This is a genomic window from Pseudomonas sp. B3(2017) (genome assembly GCF_002113595.1).
GTDB classification, from domain to species: Bacteria; Pseudomonadota; Gammaproteobacteria; order Pseudomonadales; family Pseudomonadaceae; genus Aquipseudomonas; species Aquipseudomonas ekonensis.
The window spans coordinates 330,614-350,995 of sequence record NZ_NEIU01000004.1; the positions used below are offsets into that span (position 1 = coordinate 330,614).

General features: G+C 68.6%; 10 protein-coding genes. 3 read left to right on the forward strand and 7 right to left on the reverse strand.

What is annotated here, in order from left to right:
- Window positions 1-246: 246 nt before the first annotated feature.
- Complete coding sequence (locus tag CAG33_RS08525) at window positions 247-870, reverse strand: glutathione S-transferase N-terminal domain-containing protein (RefSeq protein WP_085579582.1); 624 nt, start codon at window positions 868-870, stop codon at window positions 247-249.
- A gap of 218 nt (window positions 871-1,088) precedes the next feature.
- Between CAG33_RS08525 and CAG33_RS08530 the strand changes: the two genes are divergently transcribed.
- Window positions 1,089-1,529 carry a phage infection protein gene (locus CAG33_RS08530; protein WP_085637755.1) on the forward strand — a complete coding sequence of 147 codons (441 nt, stop codon included), beginning with the start codon at window positions 1,089-1,091 and terminating at the stop codon, window positions 1,527-1,529.
- A 74-nt stretch (window positions 1,530-1,603) separates the two neighbouring features.
- On the opposite strand, the gene CAG33_RS08535 is transcribed toward CAG33_RS08530, so the two are convergent.
- A complete protein-coding gene (locus tag CAG33_RS08535) occupies window positions 1,604-2,692 on the reverse strand; it encodes a DUF1615 domain-containing protein (RefSeq protein WP_085637758.1) in 1,089 nt (362 codons plus the stop codon).
- A gap of 151 nt (window positions 2,693-2,843) precedes the next feature.
- On the opposite strand from CAG33_RS08535, the gene CAG33_RS08540 reads away from it, so the two are divergent.
- Entirely contained in the window at window positions 2,844-4,373 is a 1,530-nt protein-coding gene (locus CAG33_RS08540; RefSeq protein WP_085637761.1) for an FAD-dependent oxidoreductase, read from the forward strand.
- 204 nt (window positions 4,374-4,577) lie between these two features.
- Here CAG33_RS08540 and hemB read toward each other — a convergent pair whose 3' ends face one another.
- Together hemB and CAG33_RS08550 are read right to left on the reverse strand one after the other, a co-directional pair.
- Window positions 4,578-5,552, reverse strand: coding sequence for a porphobilinogen synthase (gene hemB, locus CAG33_RS08545; RefSeq protein ID WP_085579574.1), 975 nt, complete (start codon window positions 5,550-5,552; stop codon window positions 4,578-4,580).
- A gap of 194 nt (window positions 5,553-5,746) precedes the next feature.
- Window positions 5,747-6,445, reverse strand: coding sequence for a glutathione S-transferase family protein (locus CAG33_RS08550; RefSeq protein ID WP_085637764.1), 699 nt, complete (start codon window positions 6,443-6,445; stop codon window positions 5,747-5,749).
- A gap of 233 nt (window positions 6,446-6,678) precedes the next feature.
- On the opposite strand from CAG33_RS08550, the gene CAG33_RS08555 reads away from it, so the two are divergent.
- On the forward strand, window positions 6,679-7,353 hold the full coding sequence (locus CAG33_RS08555; RefSeq protein WP_085637766.1) for a histidine phosphatase family protein: 675 nt from the start codon (window positions 6,679-6,681) through the stop codon (window positions 7,351-7,353).
- Between the two features lie 119 nt (window positions 7,354-7,472).
- Here CAG33_RS08555 and mnmH read toward each other — a convergent pair whose 3' ends face one another.
- From mnmH to CAG33_RS08570, 3 genes are all read right to left on the reverse strand, one after another.
- Complete coding sequence (mnmH, locus tag CAG33_RS08560; RefSeq protein ID WP_085637769.1) at window positions 7,473-8,576, reverse strand: tRNA 2-selenouridine(34) synthase MnmH; 1,104 nt, start codon at window positions 8,574-8,576, stop codon at window positions 7,473-7,475.
- Window positions 8,576-9,610, reverse strand: coding sequence for a selenide, water dikinase SelD (gene selD / locus CAG33_RS08565; RefSeq protein ID WP_085637772.1), 1,035 nt, complete (start codon window positions 9,608-9,610; stop codon window positions 8,576-8,578). Before selD ends, mnmH begins: the two co-directional genes overlap by 1 nt.
- A 195-nt stretch (window positions 9,611-9,805) precedes the next feature.
- Window positions 9,806-20,323, reverse strand: coding sequence for an autotransporter-associated beta strand repeat-containing protein (locus tag CAG33_RS08570; protein WP_085637774.1), 10,518 nt, complete (start codon window positions 20,321-20,323; stop codon window positions 9,806-9,808).
- Window positions 20,324-20,382: the final 59 nt, after the last annotated feature.

Consider the following 20,382-nt stretch of genomic DNA (forward strand, 5'->3'; position numbering starts at 1 on the left):
CCTAGATCCTGCAAACACCCGGGATACCTGTGGGAGCCAGCCTGCTGGCGATGGCGGTGGATCAGCCACCACTGATACCGGCAGTGCCGGCCTCATCGCTGGCAAGTCGAATCGTCGCACCGCAGCTCCCACAGGGTTTTGTGGTGTACCTGGATCCAGCAAACACCCGGGATACCTGTGGGAGCGGGCTTGCCCGCGATGGCGTTGGGTCAGCCACCGCAGTCGTCGGCAGGCAATCCCGCCCGTTCAGGCCGGCCAGTGCCGCGCAAACACCGGCGCCAGCACGGGGTGGCGGTCGATGCGCGCCAGCCAGGCATGGAATCCGGGGCGGGTCTGGCGCAGATGCTCGCGGGAGCCGGCCCAGCGGGTCACCACCGCCGCCAGCAGATCCAGCGCCCCCGGCTTTTCGTCGTCCAGGTACAGCTCGGCGGAAAACAGGTCGGCGAACACTTCCCACATCCAGTGCAGCCGTTCGCGGGCGCCGGCCATCAGGTTCTGCCGCGAGGCCTCGTCCGGCATCACCAGCCAGCGTTCCGGATAGTCGATGACGCCGATGGCCGCGTAGCAATTGCTGACGATGTACACCATGCCGCGGATCGCCTGATCGCGGTCGGCGGCATCGGCCGGCAGCAGGCCGGATTCCGGAAAGCTCAGGCCCAGGTGCACCAGGATCGCCGCGCTCTCGGTGATGACGCGACCGTCAGGCAGTTGCAGGGTCGGGATCTGCTTCAACGGGTTGAGCCGGGCCAGCTCCTGCGCCGCTTCGCTGCTGGCCTCCACGTCGATGAAACGGTAAGCGATCTGGCACAGCTCCAGCGCCGCCTCGATGGCCGCCGCGCCCGAATTCCTGTGCCCGTACAGTTGATACATGCGCCCTCCTCCGGCTGCCGGTTCCGCTTCACGCTTGCAGTGTAGAAGGCCCGGCGAATAACGCCGCCCTCGCGGCCCCATCACGCTGACCGACGGCCCGTGCGCCAAACCATCATCGGCGTCGATGTTCACCATCACGGCAATGAAGTTCTCTTAAAAAATCCCGGGCGTAACATCTGCTCCATACCAACCGACAACACCCTCTGGAGCACACGATCATGAAACGCCAAACCATCCTCGGCATCGCTTTCTCGGTACTTGCGCTGAACGCCTTCGCAGCCCCTTCCGCCCACACGATGATCGCCGAAGGCGGCTCGGACAAACTGATCGAAAGCCGTTTGGCCGAAGGCGGTTCGGATCGTCTGCTGGAACGCCGCGTCGCCGAAGGTGGCTCGGATCGTCTGCTGGAACGCCGCGTCGCCGAAGGTGGCTCGGATCGTCTGCTGGAACGCCGCGTCGCCGAAGGTGGCTCGGATCGTCTGATGGAACGCCGCGTCGCCGAAGGTGGCTCGGATCGTCTGCTGGAACGCCGCGTCGCCGAAGGTGGCTCGGATCGTCTGCTGGAGCGCCGCGTCGCCGAAGGCGGCTCGGACCGTCTGCTGGAACGCCGCGTCGCCGAAGGTGGCTCGGACCGTCTGATCGAACGTCGCGTGGCCTGATGCCTCGCCTCACCGCAACAGCCCAGGAAAAACCCGGCTCCCGTCAGCCGGTTTTTTTTATGCCTTTCAGTTCTTCATTGCTTGGCCATGCAGCGCCGGTAGCGCCCGTCCACCCGTTTGGCGAACCAGGCGGTGGTCAGTTTGCGGGTGATCTTCGGGCTCTGCAGCACGATCCCCGGCAACACCGCACGGGGCAGCGGCTTGCCCTCGGCCCGCTCCGCCAACTCGAACACCTTCCGGTACAGCCGGGTGTCTTCGAAAGCCAGCGTGTCGCCCTTCTCCAGTTGCTCGCGGATCGCCGGATTGCGCAGGCCCAGTGACTTGCCCAATGCCCGCACGGCCAACTCCGTGCTGCCGGGCATGATCGCCCCCGGCCGGATCAGGTCGCCGTCCAGCGCCAGCGGGATGCCTGACGCGCGGCTTACCGCATTCTGGAACGCCGCGTTACGGCTGGCGTACCAACCGGCGTTGAAATCGGCGAAGCGGTACAGCGGCTCGCGGTAGCTCACCGGATACCCCAGCAAATGGGCGATGCCGAAATACATGCCGCCCCGGCGACTGAACACTTCGCGGCGGATCGTCCCGTCCACCGAATAGGGATAGTCCTTGGCGTGCCGCTCGGCGAATTCGATGCTGACCTGCATGGGCCCGCCGGTGTGCACCGGGTTGAAGCCGCCGAACAGCGTGCGGCCCATCGGCACCATGCCGATGAAGTCATCGTAGATCCCGCTCAGCTCCTTTTCGCTGCGGGCGGCGCTCAAGCGGTCGCTGTAGGACTTGCCGTTGGGCGAACGCAGCGCCAGCGCACCGCTGACCAAGAGTCCCGGAATGTGGGCCTTGGCGGCACGGCGGTCGATTTCGTCACGAGCGATCTTGCCCAGGCCCGGCACCGGCGGATCCGCCTGGAAGGTCGACTCCTGCTCGGCCACGGCCAGCACCGAGCACAGGTTGGCGGTGCTCGGGTCAAGGTTCTGGGCGGCGAACGCAGCATAGATGTCGGTGGCCCAGCCCTGACGGTCGGCCGTGCCGGCCGGCAGCAGCCGCACGATCTGCGCCTTGACCTCGGCCGGCGTGCGTGCGGCCGGCCCTTCGCCGCGCTGGCCGGCGCAACCGGCGAGCACCGCCAAGACGGCAAGACCGATGAGCATTCGAAAGGTGGGCATAAGGTTCTGTCCAAGGATCCGGTGCTGGCTATGACTCCCGGCATTCTGCCCTGTTCCGTGGCGGGACTGCCCGGATTCCGTTGAGCAGCCCGACTGGCCACCCTCCCCGGCTGATCCATACTTGCCGTTGCACCTGCCTGGGAGAACCGCCATGAACCGCAGCGACGTACTGATCATCGGCGCCGGCCCCACCGGTCTGGTGCTGGCCCTGTGGCTGAGCAAGCTGTCGATCCGCGTGCGCATCATCGACAAGGCCTCCGCCCCCGGCACCACCTCCCGGGCGCTGGCGGTGCAGGCGCGCACCCTGGAGCTGTACCGGCAACTGGACCTGGCCGACGCCGTGGTGCGCAGCGGCCACCGGGTGCAGGCGGCCAATTTCTGGGTCAAGGGCAAGCCCGTGGCGCAGTTGCCGCTGCACCGCATCGGCGAAGGGCTGACGCCGTATGCGTTCCTGGAGATCTACCCGCAGGACGAACACGAACGGCTGCTGATCGAGCGCCTGGAAGACTACGGCGTGACCGTCGAACGCAACACCACCCTGGAAAGCTTCGAGGAGACCGGCGACGGCATCAGCGCCCACCTGCGCCTGCCCGACGGCGAACAGGAAACCTGCCAGGCCTGCTACCTGGCCGGGTGCGACGGCGCCCGTTCGGTGGTGCGCAAGAACCTGGACAGCGGGTTCCCCGGCGGCACCTATCAGCAGATTTTCTATGTCGCCGATGTCCAGGCCAGCGGCCCTGCGCTCAATGGTGAGTTGCACCTGGACCTGGACGAAGCGGACTTCCTCGCCGTGTTCCCGCTGGCCGGCGAAGGCCGTGCACGGCTGATCGGCACTGTGCGCGACGAGCGTGCGGAGCGCGCCGAGACCCTGCAGTTCTCCGATGTCAGCAGCCGTGCCATCGAACACCTCAAGGTGCACATCGACGACGTCCACTGGTTCTCCACCTACCGGGTCCACCACCGGGTGGCCGAGTTCTTCCGCAGCGGCCGGGCCTTCCTGCTCGGCGACGCGGCACACGTGCACAGCCCCGCCGGCGGCCAGGGCATGAACACCGGCATCGGCGATGCGATCAACCTGGCCTGGAAACTGGCGGCGGTGCTCAGCGGCGGCGCCACGCCCAAGCTGCTCGACAGCTACGAGACCGAGCGCATCGCCTTCGCCCGGCGCCTGGTGTCGACCACCGACAAGGTGTTCAGCTTCGTCACCGCCGAAGGGCGCATGGCCGACTTGCTGCGCACGCGGCTGGCGCCGTTCCTGATCCCGAAAATGGCGTCGTTCGAGACCAGCCGCGAGTTCCTGTTCCGCACCGTGTCGCAGATCACCCTCAACTACCGCGGCATGCCGCTGAGCGAAGGGCTGGCCGGCCATGTGCACGGCGGCGACCGCCTGCCGTGGGCCCACGACGGCGAGGGCGACAACTACGAACCGCTGCGCCACCCCGGCTGGCAGGTGCATGTGTACGGCGACACCAGCGACGAGATGATCGCCTGGTGCCACGCCCACAACCTGCCGCTGCACGTGTTCGACTGGCGCCCGGCCTTCGAGACGGCGGGCCTGGGGCGCAACGGCTTCTACCTGCTGCGCCCGGACACCTACGTGGCGGTCGCCGACAACAGCGCCGACCCGAAAGTGATCGAACGCTACCTGCGCGATCACGGGATCCGGCCGTTCTTCAACTGACCCGGCCCGGCGGCGCCTGGGCTGACGCCATCGCCAGCAGGCTGGCTCCCACAGGTATCCCGGGTGTTTGCAGGATCCAGGTACACCACAAACTTTGTGGGAGCTGGCTTGCCAGCGATGAGGCCAGTTCAGCCGACATCTCTGTTGCCTGACCTACCGCCATCGCCCGCAGGCCGGCTCCCACATCCAAGATGGAGGGGTCGGTCAGATCCCGGCCAGGGCCAGATCCATCGCGAAGTAGGTGAAGATCAGGTCCGCACCGGCCCGTTTGATCGCGCCGAGGCTTTCGCGCACCACGCGGTCTTCGTCGATGGCGCCGGCCTGGGCGCCGAACTTGATCATCGCGTACTCGCCGCTGACCTGGTACGCCGACAGCGGCAAGTTGGAGGCTTGGCGGATGTCGCGGATGATGTCCAGGTACGCGCCGGCCGGCTTGACCATCAGCGCATCGGCGCCTTCCTGTTCGTCCAGCAGCGACTCGCGCAGGGCTTCGCGGCGGTTCATCGGGTTCATCTGGTAGCTCTTGCGGTCGCCCTTGAGCGCGCTGCCGCCGGCCTCGCGGAACGGGCCGTAGAGGGCCGAGGCGAACTTGGTCGAATAGGCCATGATCGCGGTCTGGGCGAACCCGGCCTCATCCAGCGCCCGGCGGATCGCCTGCACCTGGCCGTCCATCGCCGCCGACGGCGCGATCACGTCGGCCCCGGCGCGGGCGGCGGCCACGGCTTGCTTGCCGAGGTTGATCAGGGTCTGGTCGTTGTCCACCTCATGGTTGTGCATCACGCCGCAATGGCCGTGGTCGGTGTACTCGCAGAAGCAGGTGTCGGACATCACGATCATTTCCGGCACGGCATCCTTGGCGATCCGCGACATGCGCGACACCAGCCCGTTCTCGCGCCAGGTGTCGCTGCCGTTGGCGTCCAGGTGGTGGGACACGCCGAACGTCATCACCGACTTGATCCCGGCGCGGGCGTAACGCTCGATCTCGCCGGCCAGCTTGCGCTCGGGAATGCGCATCACGCCGGGCATGCTCTTGATCGGCACGAAGTCGTCGATCTCTTCCTCGACGAAAATCGGCAGCACCAGATCGTTGAGGGTGAATTCGGTTTCCTGGAACAGGCTGCGCAGGCTCGCATTGCGGCGCAGACGGCGTGGACGTGCTTCGGGGAACTGACTGGACATGGGGCCTATCCTGAAAACGGCGAATGAGACGAAAGTCGTAGGGGGCGAAGCTTATGCCTTGCCCAGGGCGGCGCACAAACCTGGATCAATCAAGAGTGCGTTACCGCATGCGCAACAATGGGCTGCGGGAGTGAACCCGTTGCGGTGACGTCAGGGCCGTCATCGTGAGCAGGCTCGCTCCTACAGGGCGACCGTCAAGAAGGAATCGTGAGGCCCCGCACTACCGCCGGCCGCGCCAGGAAACGCTCCAGCACCCGGGTGACGTTGGGGAAATTGCCGATGCCCACCAGGTCCCCCGCCTCGTAGAAACCGATCAGGTTGCGCACCCACGGGAGCGTGGCGATGTCGGCGATGGTGTAGCGCTCGCCCATGATCCAGTCGCGGCCTTCGAGCCGCTGATTGAGGACGCTGAGCAGGCGCCGGCTCTCTTCGACGTAGCGGTCGCGGGGGCGCTTGTCCTCGTAGTCCTTGCCGGCGAATTTGTTGAAGAAGCCGAGCTGGCCGAACATCGGGCCGATGCCGCCCATCTGGAACATCAGCCACTGGATCGTCTCGTAACGCAACGCGCCTTCGTGGGCCAGCAGCTGGCCGCTCTTGTCGGCGAGGTAGATCAGGATCGCCCCGGACTCGAACAGCGGCAGCGGCTGGTCATCCGGCCCGTGCGGGTCGATGATCGCCGGGATCTTGTTGTTCGGGTTCAGCGACAGGAATTCCGGGGACATCTGGTCCTGGGTGTCGAACCCCACACGGTGCGGCTCGTAAGGCAGGCCGATCTCTTCAAGCATGATCGACACCTTGACGCCGTTGGGGGTCGGCAGGGAATACAGCTGAATCCAGTCGGGGCATTGCGCCGGCCATTTGCGGGTGATCGGGAACGCGGACAGATCGGTCATGGGAAGCATCCAGTCACAATTGAAGCCCCGATCATAATGGAGGCTCCGCCGAACCGTAACATCTTGTGGTTAGGCTGCCGGGGCACGGATCGAACCAACCGGGCCTCAGGGGACTCTGAGCGCACACACTTCGCAAGGAACGCCATTGAAGACAGGGAACACACCCGGCGCTGGAAGCCCGAGGTGCACAGGCTTGTCCGCCTTGACCGAATCCGCTGAAGAATCCTTTGCCCATGACGAACCTGATGAGCTTCGCCAAACGCTTCAAGCACCGCCCCTACGTGGCCCTGCCCTCCCTGCTGGCGGCCAGTGCGCTGTTCCTTTCGCTTGAGTCCAGCGAAAGCCGTGCGCAACCGGTGGACGGCACACAGACGCTGGTGTTCCTGCGCCACGCCGAAAAGCCCGCCGGCGGCCTGGGCCAGCTCAACTGCCAGGGCCTGAACCGGGCGCTCGAACTGTCGACCCTGCTGCCGGAGAAGTTCGGCAAGGCCGACTACGTGTTCGCCGCCAACCCCACGCGCAACGTCGAGGAAGGCGAGCTGGACAACACCTACAGCTACATCCGCCCGCTGATGACCATCAGCCCCGCCGCGATCCGGCTCGGCCTGCCGGTGAACATCGAGTTTTCCGCCAACGACACCAGCGACCTGGCCCGGGAGCTGATCGACGACAAGTACCACAACGCGACCATCTACACCGCCTGGTCCCACGGCTACCTGCCGGAGCTGATCAACAAGGTGGCCGGCAAGGCCGTGGGCGAGCGGCAGACCATCACCAACGACTGGGACGCCGGGGACTTCGACTCGCTGTACGTGCTGACCCTGACCTGGCACAACGGCAAGGCCAGCCTGCAGAGCCACAGCTACAAGCAGGGGCTGGACAACGGCAAGGCCACCTGCCCGACCTGAGTTCGCGGATCTGCGGCGCCCCCACTGACGCCATCGCCAGCAGGCTGGCTCCTACAGTTCTTGCCTGCGACACCGATCTGGGTGGGAGCCAGCCTGCTGGCGATGGGGCGGCCACACCATCAGCGCCGCTGACTCGCCCGCGCCTTCAAGTACTCAACCACCGCCTCCCGCTCCCCCGCGAACTCGATCCGCGCGCCCTTCTTCTCGCGCTGGAACACGTACATCGGATCGTAGTACTCGCGCAGCAAGCCCTCGATCCAGCCGCGGTGCAGTTCCACCGCGCCGCTGCGGCCCTGCTCGGCCAGGGCCTGCTCCATCAGTTCCAGCATCCGCCGGTGCCGCTCGCCGCCCAGGCGTTTGTGCACGTTGTTGAGGCTGTCCAGCAGGCGTTGCGAGAACAGCGCGAACCCCGCCTCGCCGTGCACCGCCGTGAACTCCGCCGACAGATCCACCACGTAATCGCGCAGGATGCGCTCCACGCGGTGGTCGAAACGGTCCTCCAGCCAGACCATCGGGTACTGCTGCATGCCCTGGTACAGCGGCAACGGCAGCGCGCAACTGCCGACCACCCGGCTCTCGTCCTCCAGCACGAACTGGCCGATGCCGGCGTCGCGCTTCTTGAGGATGTCGATGGCCAGGCGGTTCTCGAAATCGATGTTCGACGGCTGGCCGGTGGCGCGCTTGCCGAAGCTCGATCCCCGGTGATTGGCGTGGCCTTCCAGGTCCAGGCCGTTGTCGAGCAGCGCCAGCGCTTCGGTCTTGCCGGTGCCGGTCATGCCGCCCAGCAGCACGAAATCGCACTGGGCCACGGCCTGTTCGAGGGTGTCGATCAGAAAGGTACGCATCGCCTTGTAGCCACCGCCGACCCGGGGGTAGTCGATGCCGGCCTCGTCCCGTAGCCATTGCTGGGTGATCTGCGAACGCAGGCCGCCGCGGAAGCAATACAGGAGCCCGTCGGGGTGGGCCCGGGCGAAGTCGGCCCAGCCCTGGATGCGTTCGGCCTTGACCGCGCCGGAGACCAGGCGGTAACCCAGTTCGATGGCGGCCTGCTGGCCGTGCTGCTTGTAGCAGGTGCCGATCCGTTGGCGCTCGTGGTCATTCATCAGCGGCCGGTTGACCGCGCCCGGGAACGAGCCCTTGAGAAACTCGACCGGCGCGCGCGCATCCATCAGGGGCCGGTCGTTGAGGAAGATGTCGCGGTAATCGGTGCAGTCGAAGCGCATCAAACCACCTCGACCGCGTGGGTCTGTCGCTCGACCAGTTCGCCGATCGGCTCAAGGCTCAGGCCCAGTTCGGCCGCCACCGCGAGGAACTCGGCGTCGCCTTCGGGGGTGACGGCGATCAGCAGGCCACCGCTGGTCTGCGGATCGCACAGCACGCGCTTGTGCAGCTCCTGCAAGCGGCCGATCTTGCTCGAATAGCTGTCGAAGTTGCGCAAGGTGCCGCCGGGCACGCAGCCCTGCTCCAGGTAATGCTCGATGCCGGCCAGGCGCGGCACCCGGTCGTAGGCGATGCGCGCCGTCAGGTGGCTGCCGTCGGCCATTTCCACCAGGTGCCCGAGCAGGCCGAAACCGGTGACGTCGGTCATGGCCGTGACGCCGGCCAGTTTGCCGAAGCGGCTGCCGGGCTTGTTCAGGGTGCACATCCAGTCGCGGGCCAGGCCGATGTCGGCATGGCGCAGCTTGCCCTTCTTCTCGGCCGTGGTGAGGATGCCGATGCCCAAGGGTTTGGTCAGGTACAGCCGGCAGCCGGCGGTGGCGGTGTCGTTGCGCTTCATGTGGCGCTTTTCCACCAGGCCGGTGACGGCCAGGCCGAAGATCGGCTCCGGCGCGTCGATCGAGTGCCCGCCGGCCAGCGGGATGCCCGCCGCGTCGCACACCGCGCGCCCGCCGCAGATCACTTCCCGCGCCACTTCCGCCGCCAGCACATTGACCGGCCAGCCCAGGATGGCGATGGCCATCAGCGGGTCGCCGCCCATGGCGTAGATGTCGCTGATGGCATTGGTGGCGGCGATGCGGCCGAAGTCGAACGGGTCGTCGACGATCGGCATGAAGAAGTCGGTGGTCGAGACCACGCCGCGCTCGGCGTCGATCTCATACACTGCCGCGTCGTCGCGCGAGGCGTTGCCGACCCACAGTTTCGGATCGAGGTTCTGCGCCCCGCTGCCCGCCAGGATCACTTCCAGCACCTGGGGGGAAATCTTGCAGCCGCAACCGGCGCCGTGGCTGTATTGGGTCAGACGAATCGGCTCGCTCATGGACAATTCTCAGGCTGTGGATGGGGCGGATTCTAGCAGAGGCGCCCGCCGCAAATGTTTCACGCGCTGCCCGACCTGTGCTCGGCTCAGGGCCGCTCCGCGCCCCGGCGGGAGCAAGCTCCCTCGCCACAGCAGCCAGAAACAGGCAAAAAAAAGCCGCCCTTGCGGGCGGCTGAAGCGCTCCGGCCATGAAAGTCAGAAGCCTAGGCTGAAGCTGATGGTCATCGCATGGTCGTTGCCGTCGCCGGACAGTTGCCCGGAGTAGCCGATCCCCAGTTTGCCGGTCGGGCTGATCTGGAAGTCCACGCCGGCCTCGACGATGGCGCTGTCCTCGGCGATCGGCACGCCCTGGGTGCTGAACGAGGCGCCACCGTCGATGAAGGTCAGGTCGGCGTCGGGCTGGGTGTCGCCGAAGGCATGCCGCCAGCCGATGGCCGCCCGCGGCGTGAACTGCCCGCCGTTGGCCAGGGTGATCAGCTTGCCGGCGCGCACGCCGAGGGTGGAGAAGGTGATGTCCTGGTCGGCATCGGCCTTAAGCCGCCCCACCCCGCCCTTTTCCTTGGCCGAGTCGGTGTCGTAGTTGACGTAGGCCAGCCCGGCGAACGGCTCCAGCGCAATGCCGGCGGCCTCGAGCGTGTAGCCGACTTCGCCGAACACCTGGGCGCTGCGCGCGTCGTAATGGGCCTTCAACCGGTCGTTGTAGTTGCCGACGCTGACGTCGCGCTTGGTTTCGATGTCGTGCCAGCTGTAGGCCGCGCCGAGGCGCACCGCCAGGGCATCGAACTGCGAGCTCAGGTACGCCGCCAAGTGGTAGCTCTCGACCGTGGCGTCCGAGCGCCGGTCGTGGGCGTCGAGGTCGCTGCGGGTGTAACCGGCGGCCATGCCTGCGCGCCACTGGTCGTCGAGCTGCTTGTCGGTGCCGAGCAGGAAGCCCGAGAGGTTGCGGTCGAGCTTGGCGCTGTTGCTGTCGCCGTCCGACTCGCCCCACGCGCCGAGCGCGCGGATCCAGCCGACCATCTCGCCGTGGCAGCCGTTGCTGCTCAACTGGTTGTCGCTCGGCGCCAGGGCCCGGCGCGGATCGTCCGCTGCGCTGCACGACGGCTGGCGCATGCGGTCGTTGACCGCGTCGCGCACATAGCGCGAATCCTCCAGCACGGCGCTGGCGGTGCTGGCGTGGATCTCCCCGGACAGGCTGTCGAACGCGTTGCGCGCACCGGCCACGCTGAGGTTGACGATCTCGTTCTGCAACGCCGCCCCCGCCGCACCGTTGCGCGACAGGGCCGCTGCCGTGCTGCGCTGGTTGCCGGTGGCCGCCACATCGGCGAACGAATTGCCGTTGCGGCTGACCGCCAGGTTCACCGCATTGGCGCTGTACACCAGGCTGGTGTTGAGGAACGCGTACTGCGGCAGGTCCGCCGAGCTGAAGGTGCCGGTGACGCCGCCGCCCGCCGTGATCAGCGAATACACGGTGCTGCCGGAGAACGGCGCCAGGCTGTTGACCAGCAGGCCGCCGCCGAGGGTCGCGGTGCCGCCGACGGCCAGGGGCGTTGCGGTCGGCGAGCTGACCGTCAGCGCCAGCAGGCCGTCGGCGGCGTTGGTCAGGTTGCCGGTGACGCTCAAGGTGCCGTCGGTGCCGCCGGAAGCCACCACACCATGGTTCACGATCGCGCCGATGCTGCCGTTGCCGCTCAGCGCGGCGCCGTTGGCCACGGTGACTTGCCCGGCCAGCGAGGCGCGTGCCGCGCGGCTGCCGACCTGCAGCACGCCTTGATCCACCGACACCGCGCCGCTGAACGGCTGGTCACCGGTCAGCAGCAAGCGGCCGGTGCCGCGCTTGGCCAGCGCGCCGATGCCGCTGAGCCGGCCGCTGAACTGGCCGTCGACGTTCTGCTGGAACACCAGCGAAGCGTTGTCGAGGATGTTGCCTTGCAGGCTGGTGCTGTTGCCGATCAACGTGCCGCCGCTGACCGTGGTGCCACCGCTGTAGGTGTTGGCGCCGCTGAGCACCAGCGTGCCGGCGTCGAGTTTTTCGATGCCGCCGGTGCCCACCAGCGGCGCGGAGATTTCCGCGCTGCCCCCGGCATTGACCCGCACCGGCGCCAGGCTGCCGTCCGGCCCGTTGACCGGGGTCAGGCTGCCGCCGGCACCCGGCGTCAGGCTGTAGCCGCCGACCAGGAACTGCAGGCCGGTGAAGGCTTGGTTGCCGACCACGCTGACCGTGCCGCCCTGCCCGCCGAACACCGCGAACTGGCCGTTGGCGCCCAGCGCCTGGGTGCCGGTGGGGTCGGTCCAGTTGGTGCCCGGGCCCCACACGCCGCTGCCGCCGCCGATGCTGCCGTCGGGGTTGGTCTTGCCGCCGTTCCAGAACTGCACTTCGCCCGGCGAGCCCTGCACCAGCAGGTTGATCTGGTTGGCGAAGGCGGTCTGCAGCGACAGGTTGCCCGTCGGCACCGGCAGGCTGCCGTAGGTCAGGCCGTTGTCGGTGAGGGTGCCACCGTAGCTGAACAGTTGATAGATCCCGGTGCCGAAGCCGCCGGCGTTGGTGATGTTGAGGGTGCCGTCCAGCGTGAGGTTGCCGGCGACGTTGACCACCGTGGTGGAACTGGCGGCCGAGCCGAGGGTGAAGTCCAGCACGCTGCCGGAGGACAGCGCCAGCGATCCGACCGACAGCGGCGTCGCCGTGCCGCCGCCCAGCAGGGTCGCGCCGTTGGCCAGTTGCACGTTGCCGCCGAACTGCCCGCCGCCGCCGATCTTCGCCCCGCTCGCGACATTCACGCTGGCGCTGTTGAGCACGCCGTTGACCCGCAGCGTGCCGGCCTGCACGTCGGTGTTGCCGGTGAAGCCGTTGGTGCCGGTCAGCAGCAAGGCGCCGGTGCCGGTCTTGGTCAAGGTGCCGGCACCGGTGAGGTTGCCGGTGTAGGTGCCGTCGCTGTTCTGCTCGAAGGTCAGCGCCGCGTTGTTGACGATGGCCCCTTGCAGGCTGCTGGTGTCGCCCCGGGTGCTGCCGCCGTTGAGCGTGGTGCCGCCGGTGTAGCTGTTGGCGCCGCTGAGCACCAGGTCGCCGCTGCCGTTCTTCACCAGGCTGCCGTTGCCGCTGATGGCGCCGATCAGGCTGGTGTTCTGGTTGCCGGCCAGGGTGAGCTGCGCGCCCAGGCCGATGGCGTTGGCCAGTTGCAGTGCGCTGGCGCTGTCGAGGGTGGCGTTGCCCAGGACGCTGAGCGCGCCGCTGCCGAGTGCGCTGTTGTTGCCCAGGATCAGCGAACCGCCGGACAGTTGCGTGCCGCCGCTGTAGGTGTTGTTGCCGTTGAGGGTCAGGCTGGCGGCGCCGGCCTTGGACAGGCTGCCGCTGCCGCTCACCGTGCCGTCGAGGGTCAGGGCGTTGCTGCCGGCGATGGCCAGCCCGCCGTTGAGCACCACGGCGTTGGCCAGGGTGACGGCGGTGTTGCTGTCCAGCGCCGTGCCGCCTGCGGCGGTCAATGTGCCCGTGCCGAGGGCCGCGTCGTTGCCCACCACCAGTTTGCCGCCGTTGAGGGCGGTGCCGCCGGTGTAGCCGTTGGCGGCGTTGAGCACCAGGGTGCCGGCGTCGTATTTGCCCAGGGTGCCGCTGCCGTTGAGCGCCACGCCGAGGGTGGCAGTAGCGTTCGGGGCGACCCGCACGGTGGCGTTGCCCAAGGAACCGTTGACCAGATTCAGCGAACCCGCCGTGCCGTTCTGCAAGCTGTAGCCGTCGGTGACGAACTGCAGGCCGGTGACGGTCTGCGCGCCGTTGACCGTCACGGTGCCCGCACTGCCCTGGAACACCGCGAAGCTGTTGCCCCAGGCCTGGTTGACGGTGCCGTTGACGTCGGTCCAGTTGGTGGTGCCGCTGCCCCAGGTGCCGCTGCCGCCTTCGATGGTGCCGTTGCCGGTCAACTGGCTGCCGTCCCAGAACTGCACGGTGACGCCTGGTGCTGTGACCAGCAGGTTGATCTGGTTGCCGACGCTGGTCTGCAATTGCAGGTCGCCCGGGGTGACGCTGCCCGGCAAGGTGCCGAACAGCAGGCCGTTGTCGGTCAGGCCGCCGGTGTAGTTGATGATCCGGTAGACCCCGCTGCCGAAGCCGCCCAGGTCGCTGACGTTGAGGGCGCCGTCCAGGGTCAGGTTGCCGTTGACGTTGAGCAGCGCGCTGCCGCCGCCGGACACCGGCGCGCCGAGGCCGACATCCAGGTTCGAGTTGCCGCTGAGCGCCAGCGAGCCCACCGACAGTGCGCTGCCGGTGGCCAGGGCCAGGTGCCCGCCGTCGGCCACGGTGACCGCGCCCGCCAGGCTGCCGGAGCCGCCCAGGGTGCCGCCGCTGTTGACCTGCACATTGGCGCTGTCCAGCGAACCGTTGACCCGCAGGGTGCCGGCGCCGACCGTGGTGTCGCCGGTCAGGGTGCTGGCGCCGCTCAGGGTCAGGGTGCCGGTGCCCAGTTTGTTCAGGGCGCCGCTGCCGGTGAGGAGGCCGTCGAAGGTGCTGCTCAGGTTGTTGCCGCCGATGCTCAGCGACTGGCCGGCGCCGAAGTCGGCGGTGCCGCTGCCGGTGAGGCTGGCGATGGCCGCCGAGCCGCCGAGGTTGAGGGTGGTGCCGCCCGCGAGGTTGACCCCGGCGTTGTTGCCCAGCGCCGCATTGCCGACGGTGGTGAGGCTGCCGGCCTGCACGTCGAAAGTGCCGCTGAAGGTGTTGGCGCCGGTCAGGGTCAGGTCGGACGCGCCGTTCTTGGTCACCGTGCCGGCCCCGGCGAGCACGCCGCCCAGGGTCAGGTCGTTGCTGCCGGCCACGGTCAGGTTGGCGTTGACGTTGACGTCGTTGCCCAGCACCAGTGTCGAGGTGTTGTCGAGAGTCGAGGCGCCCGCCACGGTCAACGCACCGGAACCCAGTGCGCCGGCGGTGCCGAGGGTCAGGGTGCCGGCGTTGAGCGTGGTGCCGCCGCTGTAGGTGCCGGTGCCGTTGAGGGTCAGGTTGGCCGCGCCGTTTTTCACCAGCCCGCCCGTGCCGCTGATGGCGCCGCCCAGGGTCAGGTTGTTGCTGCCGGCCACCGTCAGGTTGGCGTTGAGCACCAACGCGTTGCCCAGGGCGAACGCGCCGCTGCTGTCGAGGCTCGAAGCGCCGGCCACGGTCAGGTTGCCCAGGCCCAGGGCGGTGGCGCTGCCGACGGTCAGGGTGCCGGCGTTGAGCGTGGTGCCGCCGAGGAAACCGTTGGCGCCGGACAGCGTCAGGTTGGCCGTGCCGTTCTTGGTCAGGCTGCCGGCGCCGTTGATGGCCCCGGCCAGCGTCAGGTTGTTGCTGCCGGTGACGGCGAGGTTGCCGGCCAGGTTCACCGCGTTGTTCACCGAAACGGCGCTGGCCGCATCCAGCGTGGTGCCGCCGGCCGCGTTGAGGGTGGCGGAACCGAGCGCCGCGTTGGACGCCAGGATCAGCCCCCCGGCGTTCAGCGCCACCGGCCCCAGGAAGGCGTTGTTGCCGCCGAGGGTCAGGTTGGCCGCGCCGTTCTTGATCAGGCCGCCGGTGCCGCCGATCACACCGTTGAGCGTCAGCGCATTGCTGCCCGCCACGGTCAGGTTGCCGTTGAGGGTCACGGCGTTGCCCAGGGTGACCGCCGCGTTGCTGTCCAACTGCGTGCCGGTCGCCGCCGTCAGCGTGCCGGTGCCCAGCGCGGTGTTGCTGCCGACCACCAGTTTGCCGCCGTCCAGCGCGGTGCCGCCGCTGTAGCTGTTGGCGCCGTTGAGGACGAGGGTGCCGCTGTCGAGCTTGTTGAGGATGCCGCTGCCGTTGATGCCGACGCCGACCGTCGCGGTCACGCCCGGATCGACCCGCACCGCCGTGGTGCCGCCGGTGCCGTTGACGGCGGTCAGTTGCCCCGCCGTGCCGTTGACCAGGCTGTAGCCGTCGGTGGTGAACTGCAGGCCGGTGAACAGTTGCGTGCCGTCCACCGTCACGGTGCCGGCCGTGCCCTGGAACACGCCGAAATCGCCGGCCCAGGTCTGGTTCAGGGTGCCGTTGACGTTGGTCCAGTTGGAGCCGACGGCGTTCCAGGTGCCGCTGCCGCCGTCCACCGAGCCGTTGGGCACGGTCTGGCTGCCGTCCCAGAAGCGGATGTTGGCGTTCGGCGCCGACACCAGCAGGTTGACCTGGTTGCCGACCGAGGTCTGCACCACCAGGTCGCCGAGGCCGAAGCCGACCGGCACGCTGGCCACGTCCAGGCCCAGGTCCGTCAGGCTGCCGGTGTAGCTGATCAGGCGGTACACGCCGACGCCGAAACCGCCGGCGTCGGTGACGTTGAGGTTGCCGTTCAGGGTCAGGTTGCCGCCGACGTCGATCAGCGAGGTGGTCGACGGCGCGGCCAGGGCCACGTCGAGGTTGCCGCTGGCGCCGAGGATCAAGCCGCTCGCCGACAGTTGGTTGCCCGAAGACAGGGCCAGGTGGCCGCCGTTGGCGACGTTCAGCTGGCCGAGGACTGTGCCGTTGCCGGTGAAGGTGGCGCCGCTGCCGACATCCACCTGGGCGCTGGCCAGCGAGCCGCTGAGGTTCAGGGTGCCGCCGCTCACCAGGGTGTTGCCGGTCAGCCCGCTGATCCCGGTGAGGTTCAGGGTGCCGGTGCCGACCTTGGTCAGGCCGCCGCTGCCGCTGACGTCGCCGTCGAAGGTGCTGGTGGTGCTCACCCCGCCCACGGTCAGGGTGCTGCCGGCGCCGACCTGCACGCTGCCGCTGCCGCTCAGGCCGCCCACGCTCGCGTCGCTGCCCAGGTTGAGGCTGGCCCCGGCGCTGATGGCCGCGCCCGAGGTGTTGCCCAGCGCGCCGCTGCTCAGGGTCGAGACACTGCCGGCGAGGATGTTCAGCGCACCGGTGAAGGTGTTGCTGCCCATCAGCGTCAGGTCGTCGAGGCCGCTCTTGATGAGGTCGCCGGCGCCGCTGACCACGCCGCTGAGCACCAGGCTGTTGTTGCCGGCCACGGTCAGCCCGGCGTCGAGGGTGATGTCGTTGCCCAGCACCAGGGCCGAGCTGTTGTCCAGCGTCGCCGCCCCGCCGACGGTGAGCGCTCCGCTGCCCAGCGCCGCCGGGGTGCCGAGGGTCAGCGTGCCGGCATTGAGGGTGGTGCCGCCCTGGTAGGTGTTGATGCCGTTGAGCGTCAGGTTGGCCGTGCCGTTCTTCACCAGCGAGCCCGTGCCGCTGATCACGCCGCCCAGGGCCAGGTTCTGCGAACCGGCGACGGTCAGGGCGGCATTGAGGGTGACGGCGTTGTTCAGGTTGACCAGCGCCGAACTGTTGTCCAGGGTCGCGGCCCCGGCGACGGTCAACGCGCCGCTGCCCAGCGCCGAGCTGTTGCCGACGGTGAGCGTGCCGGCGTTCAGCGTGGTGCCGCCCGCGTAGGCGTTGGTGCCGTTGAGGGTCAGGTTGGCCGTGCCGTTCTTCACCAGGCTGCCGACGCCGTTCACCGCACCGCCCAGGGTCAGATCCGCGGTGCCGCCGATGTTCAGGGCGCCGGCCACGTTCACGGCGTTACCCAGACTGACGGCGGTGTTGGTGTCCAGCGTGGTGTTGGCCGCCGCGTTCAGCGTGCCGCTGCCCAGCGCGGTGCTGTTGCCGACGATCAGTTTGCCGGCGTTGAGCGCGGTGTTGCCGAAGTAGGTGTTGGCGCCGTTGAGGATCAGGTCGGCGGCGCCGTTCTTGATCAGCCCGCCGACGCCGGACACCGTGCCGGTGAAGGTCAGCGCATTGCTGCCGGCGACGGTCAGGTTGCCGCCCAGGCTGACGTTGTTGGCCAGGCTCGTGGCCGTGCTGGCGTCCAGCGTGGTGCCGGCCGCCGCGTTCAGGTTGCCGACGCCCAGCGCCGTGGCGGAGCCGACGATCAGCGTGCCGGCGTTGAGCGAGGTGGAGCCGGTGTAGGTGTTGTTGCCGGTCAGGGTCAGGCTGGAAGTGCCGGTCTTGATCAGCCCGCCGGCACCGTCGATGACGCCGCCCAGGGTGAGCGCGTTGCTGCCGCCGGCCGAGAGGTTGGCGTTGAGGGTGATGGCGTTGCCCAGAGTGACCGCACCGCTGCTGTTGAGGGTGCTCGCCCCGCCCACGGTCAGGGCGCCGCTGCCCAGCGCCGCCCCGTTGCCGACGGTCAGGCTGCCGGCGTTGAGGGTGGTGCCGCCGCCGTAGGTGTTGCTGCCGTTGAGGGTCAGGTTGGCCGTGCCGTTCTTGATCAGCCGGTTGGCGCCGCTGACCACGCCGTCCAGGGTCAGCCCGTTGCTGCCGCCGATGCTCAGGTCGGCGTTGAGCACCACGTTGTTGGCCAGTGCCACGCTGGTGCTGCTGTCCAGGGTCGCGGCGCCGGTGACCGTCAGATCGCCGCTGCCCAGCGCGCCGGCGTTGCCGACGGTCAGGGTGCCGGCGCTCAGGGTGGTGCCGGCCAGGAAGGTGTTGGCGCCGTTGAGGATCAGGTTGGCGGCGCCGTTCTTGGTCAGCCCGCCGCTGCCGCCGACCACCCCGCCGAGGGTCAGGTTGGCGCTGCCGCCGACGTTCAGGTTGCCGCCCAGGGTGACCGCGTTGCCCAGCGACACCGTGGTGTTGGCGTCAAGCGTGGTGCCCGCCGCCGTGCTCAGGCCGCCGCTGCCCAGCGCCGTGTTGGCGCCGACGATCAGCGTGCCGGCGTTGAGCGAGGTGCCGCCGGCGAACCCGTTGCTGCCGCCCAGGGTCAGGGCGGCGGTGCCGTTCTTGACCAGCCCGCCGGCACCGTTGACCACGCCGTTGAGGGCCAGGGCCTGGGTGCCGCCGATGACCAGGTTCGCTGCCAGGTTGACGGCGTTGGCCAGGCTCACGGCGGTGGTTGCGTCCAGCGTGGTGCCGGCCGCCGTGTTCAGTGCGCCGGTGCCCAGGGCGGTGTTGCTGCCCACGAACAGCGTGCCGGCGTTGAGGGCGGTCGCGCCGCTCTGGGTGTTGTTGCCGGTCAGGGTCAGGCTGGCCGCGCCGCTCTTGGTGAGGCCGCCCGTGCCGGAGAGCACGCCGCCCAGGGTCAGGTTGTTGCTGCCCAGCACGGTGAGGCTGCCGGTCAGGCCGACGTTGTTGTTCAGGGTGACGTTGGCGGTGCTGTCCAGGCTGGTGCCGGCGGCCGCGTTCAGGGTACCGCTGCCCAAGGCGTTGTTGTTGCCGACCCGCAACGTGCCGGCGCTCAGGGTGGTGGTGCCGCTGTAGCCGGTGTTGACGCCGCTGAGGGTGAGGCTGCCGCTGCCGGTCTTGGTCAGGCCGCTGGCGCCGGTGAGCGCGCCGCTCAGGGTCAGCGCCCCGGCGCCGCTGGCGGTCAGGGTGCTGTTGAGGGTGATGGCGTTGGCCAGGTTGACGGTGCCGGGCGCTGTCAGGGTCGCTGCGCCGCCGATGGTGACGGTGCCGCTGCTGAACGCCTGATCGTTGCCCACCTGCACGCTGCCGGCGTTGATCGTGGTGTTGCCGGTGAAGGTGTTCGCCGCCCCCAGGCTCAATTGGCCGGCGCCGGACTTGGTCAGGCCGCCGGCGCCGGACAGCACGCTGGTCAGGCTCAGGTCGTTGGCGCCCTGCACCGTCAGGCCGCCGGCGCCCAGGGTGATCAGGTTGCCCAGGCTCAGGCCGGCGCTGCTGGCCTGGAGGATCCCACCGTTCGAGGTCAATACGCCGCTGCCGAACGCCGCGTTGTTGTTGAACTGCACCACCCCGCCGTTGAGGGTCGAACTGCCGCTGACCACCGGCCCCTGCAAGGTCCAGGTGCCGCTGTTGACGGTGAGGTTGTTGAAGTTGACGTAGGTGGCGCTGGACACCGTGCCGCTGCCGCTGGTGCCGCCGCCTACGCCGAGGGTGTTCTGCAGCACCAAGGCGTTGGTGCCGCCGGCGCCGCCGTCGATCTGCCCGGTCGGGGCGAACGTCAGGTTGACCCCGATCAGCCCGCCGAGGCCGACGGTGACCTGCACGCCGTCGCCGACGTTGACGCTGGAACCGGTCACCGCGGTGAAGGTGTTGGTGCTGTTCGCCCCCATCGACACGCTGCCGGTGATGCTACCGGTGTTGGTGAACGTGTTGCCGGCGGCGGACGTCTCGAACGCCACCCGGCCCTGCACGCTGCCGTTGTTGGTCATGCTCACCGTCGAGCCGCCGTACACGCCCACCACCGGGGTATCGGCCAGGCTGATGCCGCCCACCGACAGGCCGGTGGAGGTGATGGTGCCGTTGTTGGTGATGCTGGTGGTGCCGGCGGCGGCGTTGTTCACGCCGATGCCCAGGCCGTCGATGCTGGTCAGGTTCAGGCCCAGCAGCATGCCGGTGCCGCGGATGATGCCGCTGGCGTTGTTGAGGACGTTGACCGTGCTCGCCGCGCCGGTGCCGATGAACGCGCCGCCGCTGAGCACCGACACCAGCCCCAGCAACGCGGGGTCCAGGGTGCCGGAGTTGTTCAGGGTGATGTTGACCCCGGTCAGATCCAGCACCCGACCGCCGAGGGTGGCGTTCATCTGCGCGCCGGCGTTGACGTTGACCGTCAGGCCGTTGGCCGCGCTGGCGTAGTTGTTGAGGAACAGCGGCAGGCTCGGCACGCCGGTGCAGGTCACGGTGGAGCCGGCCACCGAACAGGTGGCGAGCGCCGGTTGGCTGACGCCGCCGAACAGCAATCCGGCGACGCTCAGGTGCACGGCAAGGGACAGTGGGGAAAAACGCGAAACGAGGGCGATAGCGGACCTTGCGTGCACGGGCTACTCCTTGTCGTGGCCAAAATCTTCCTTGAGGGGCGTGCTGGCGCATCGCTTAT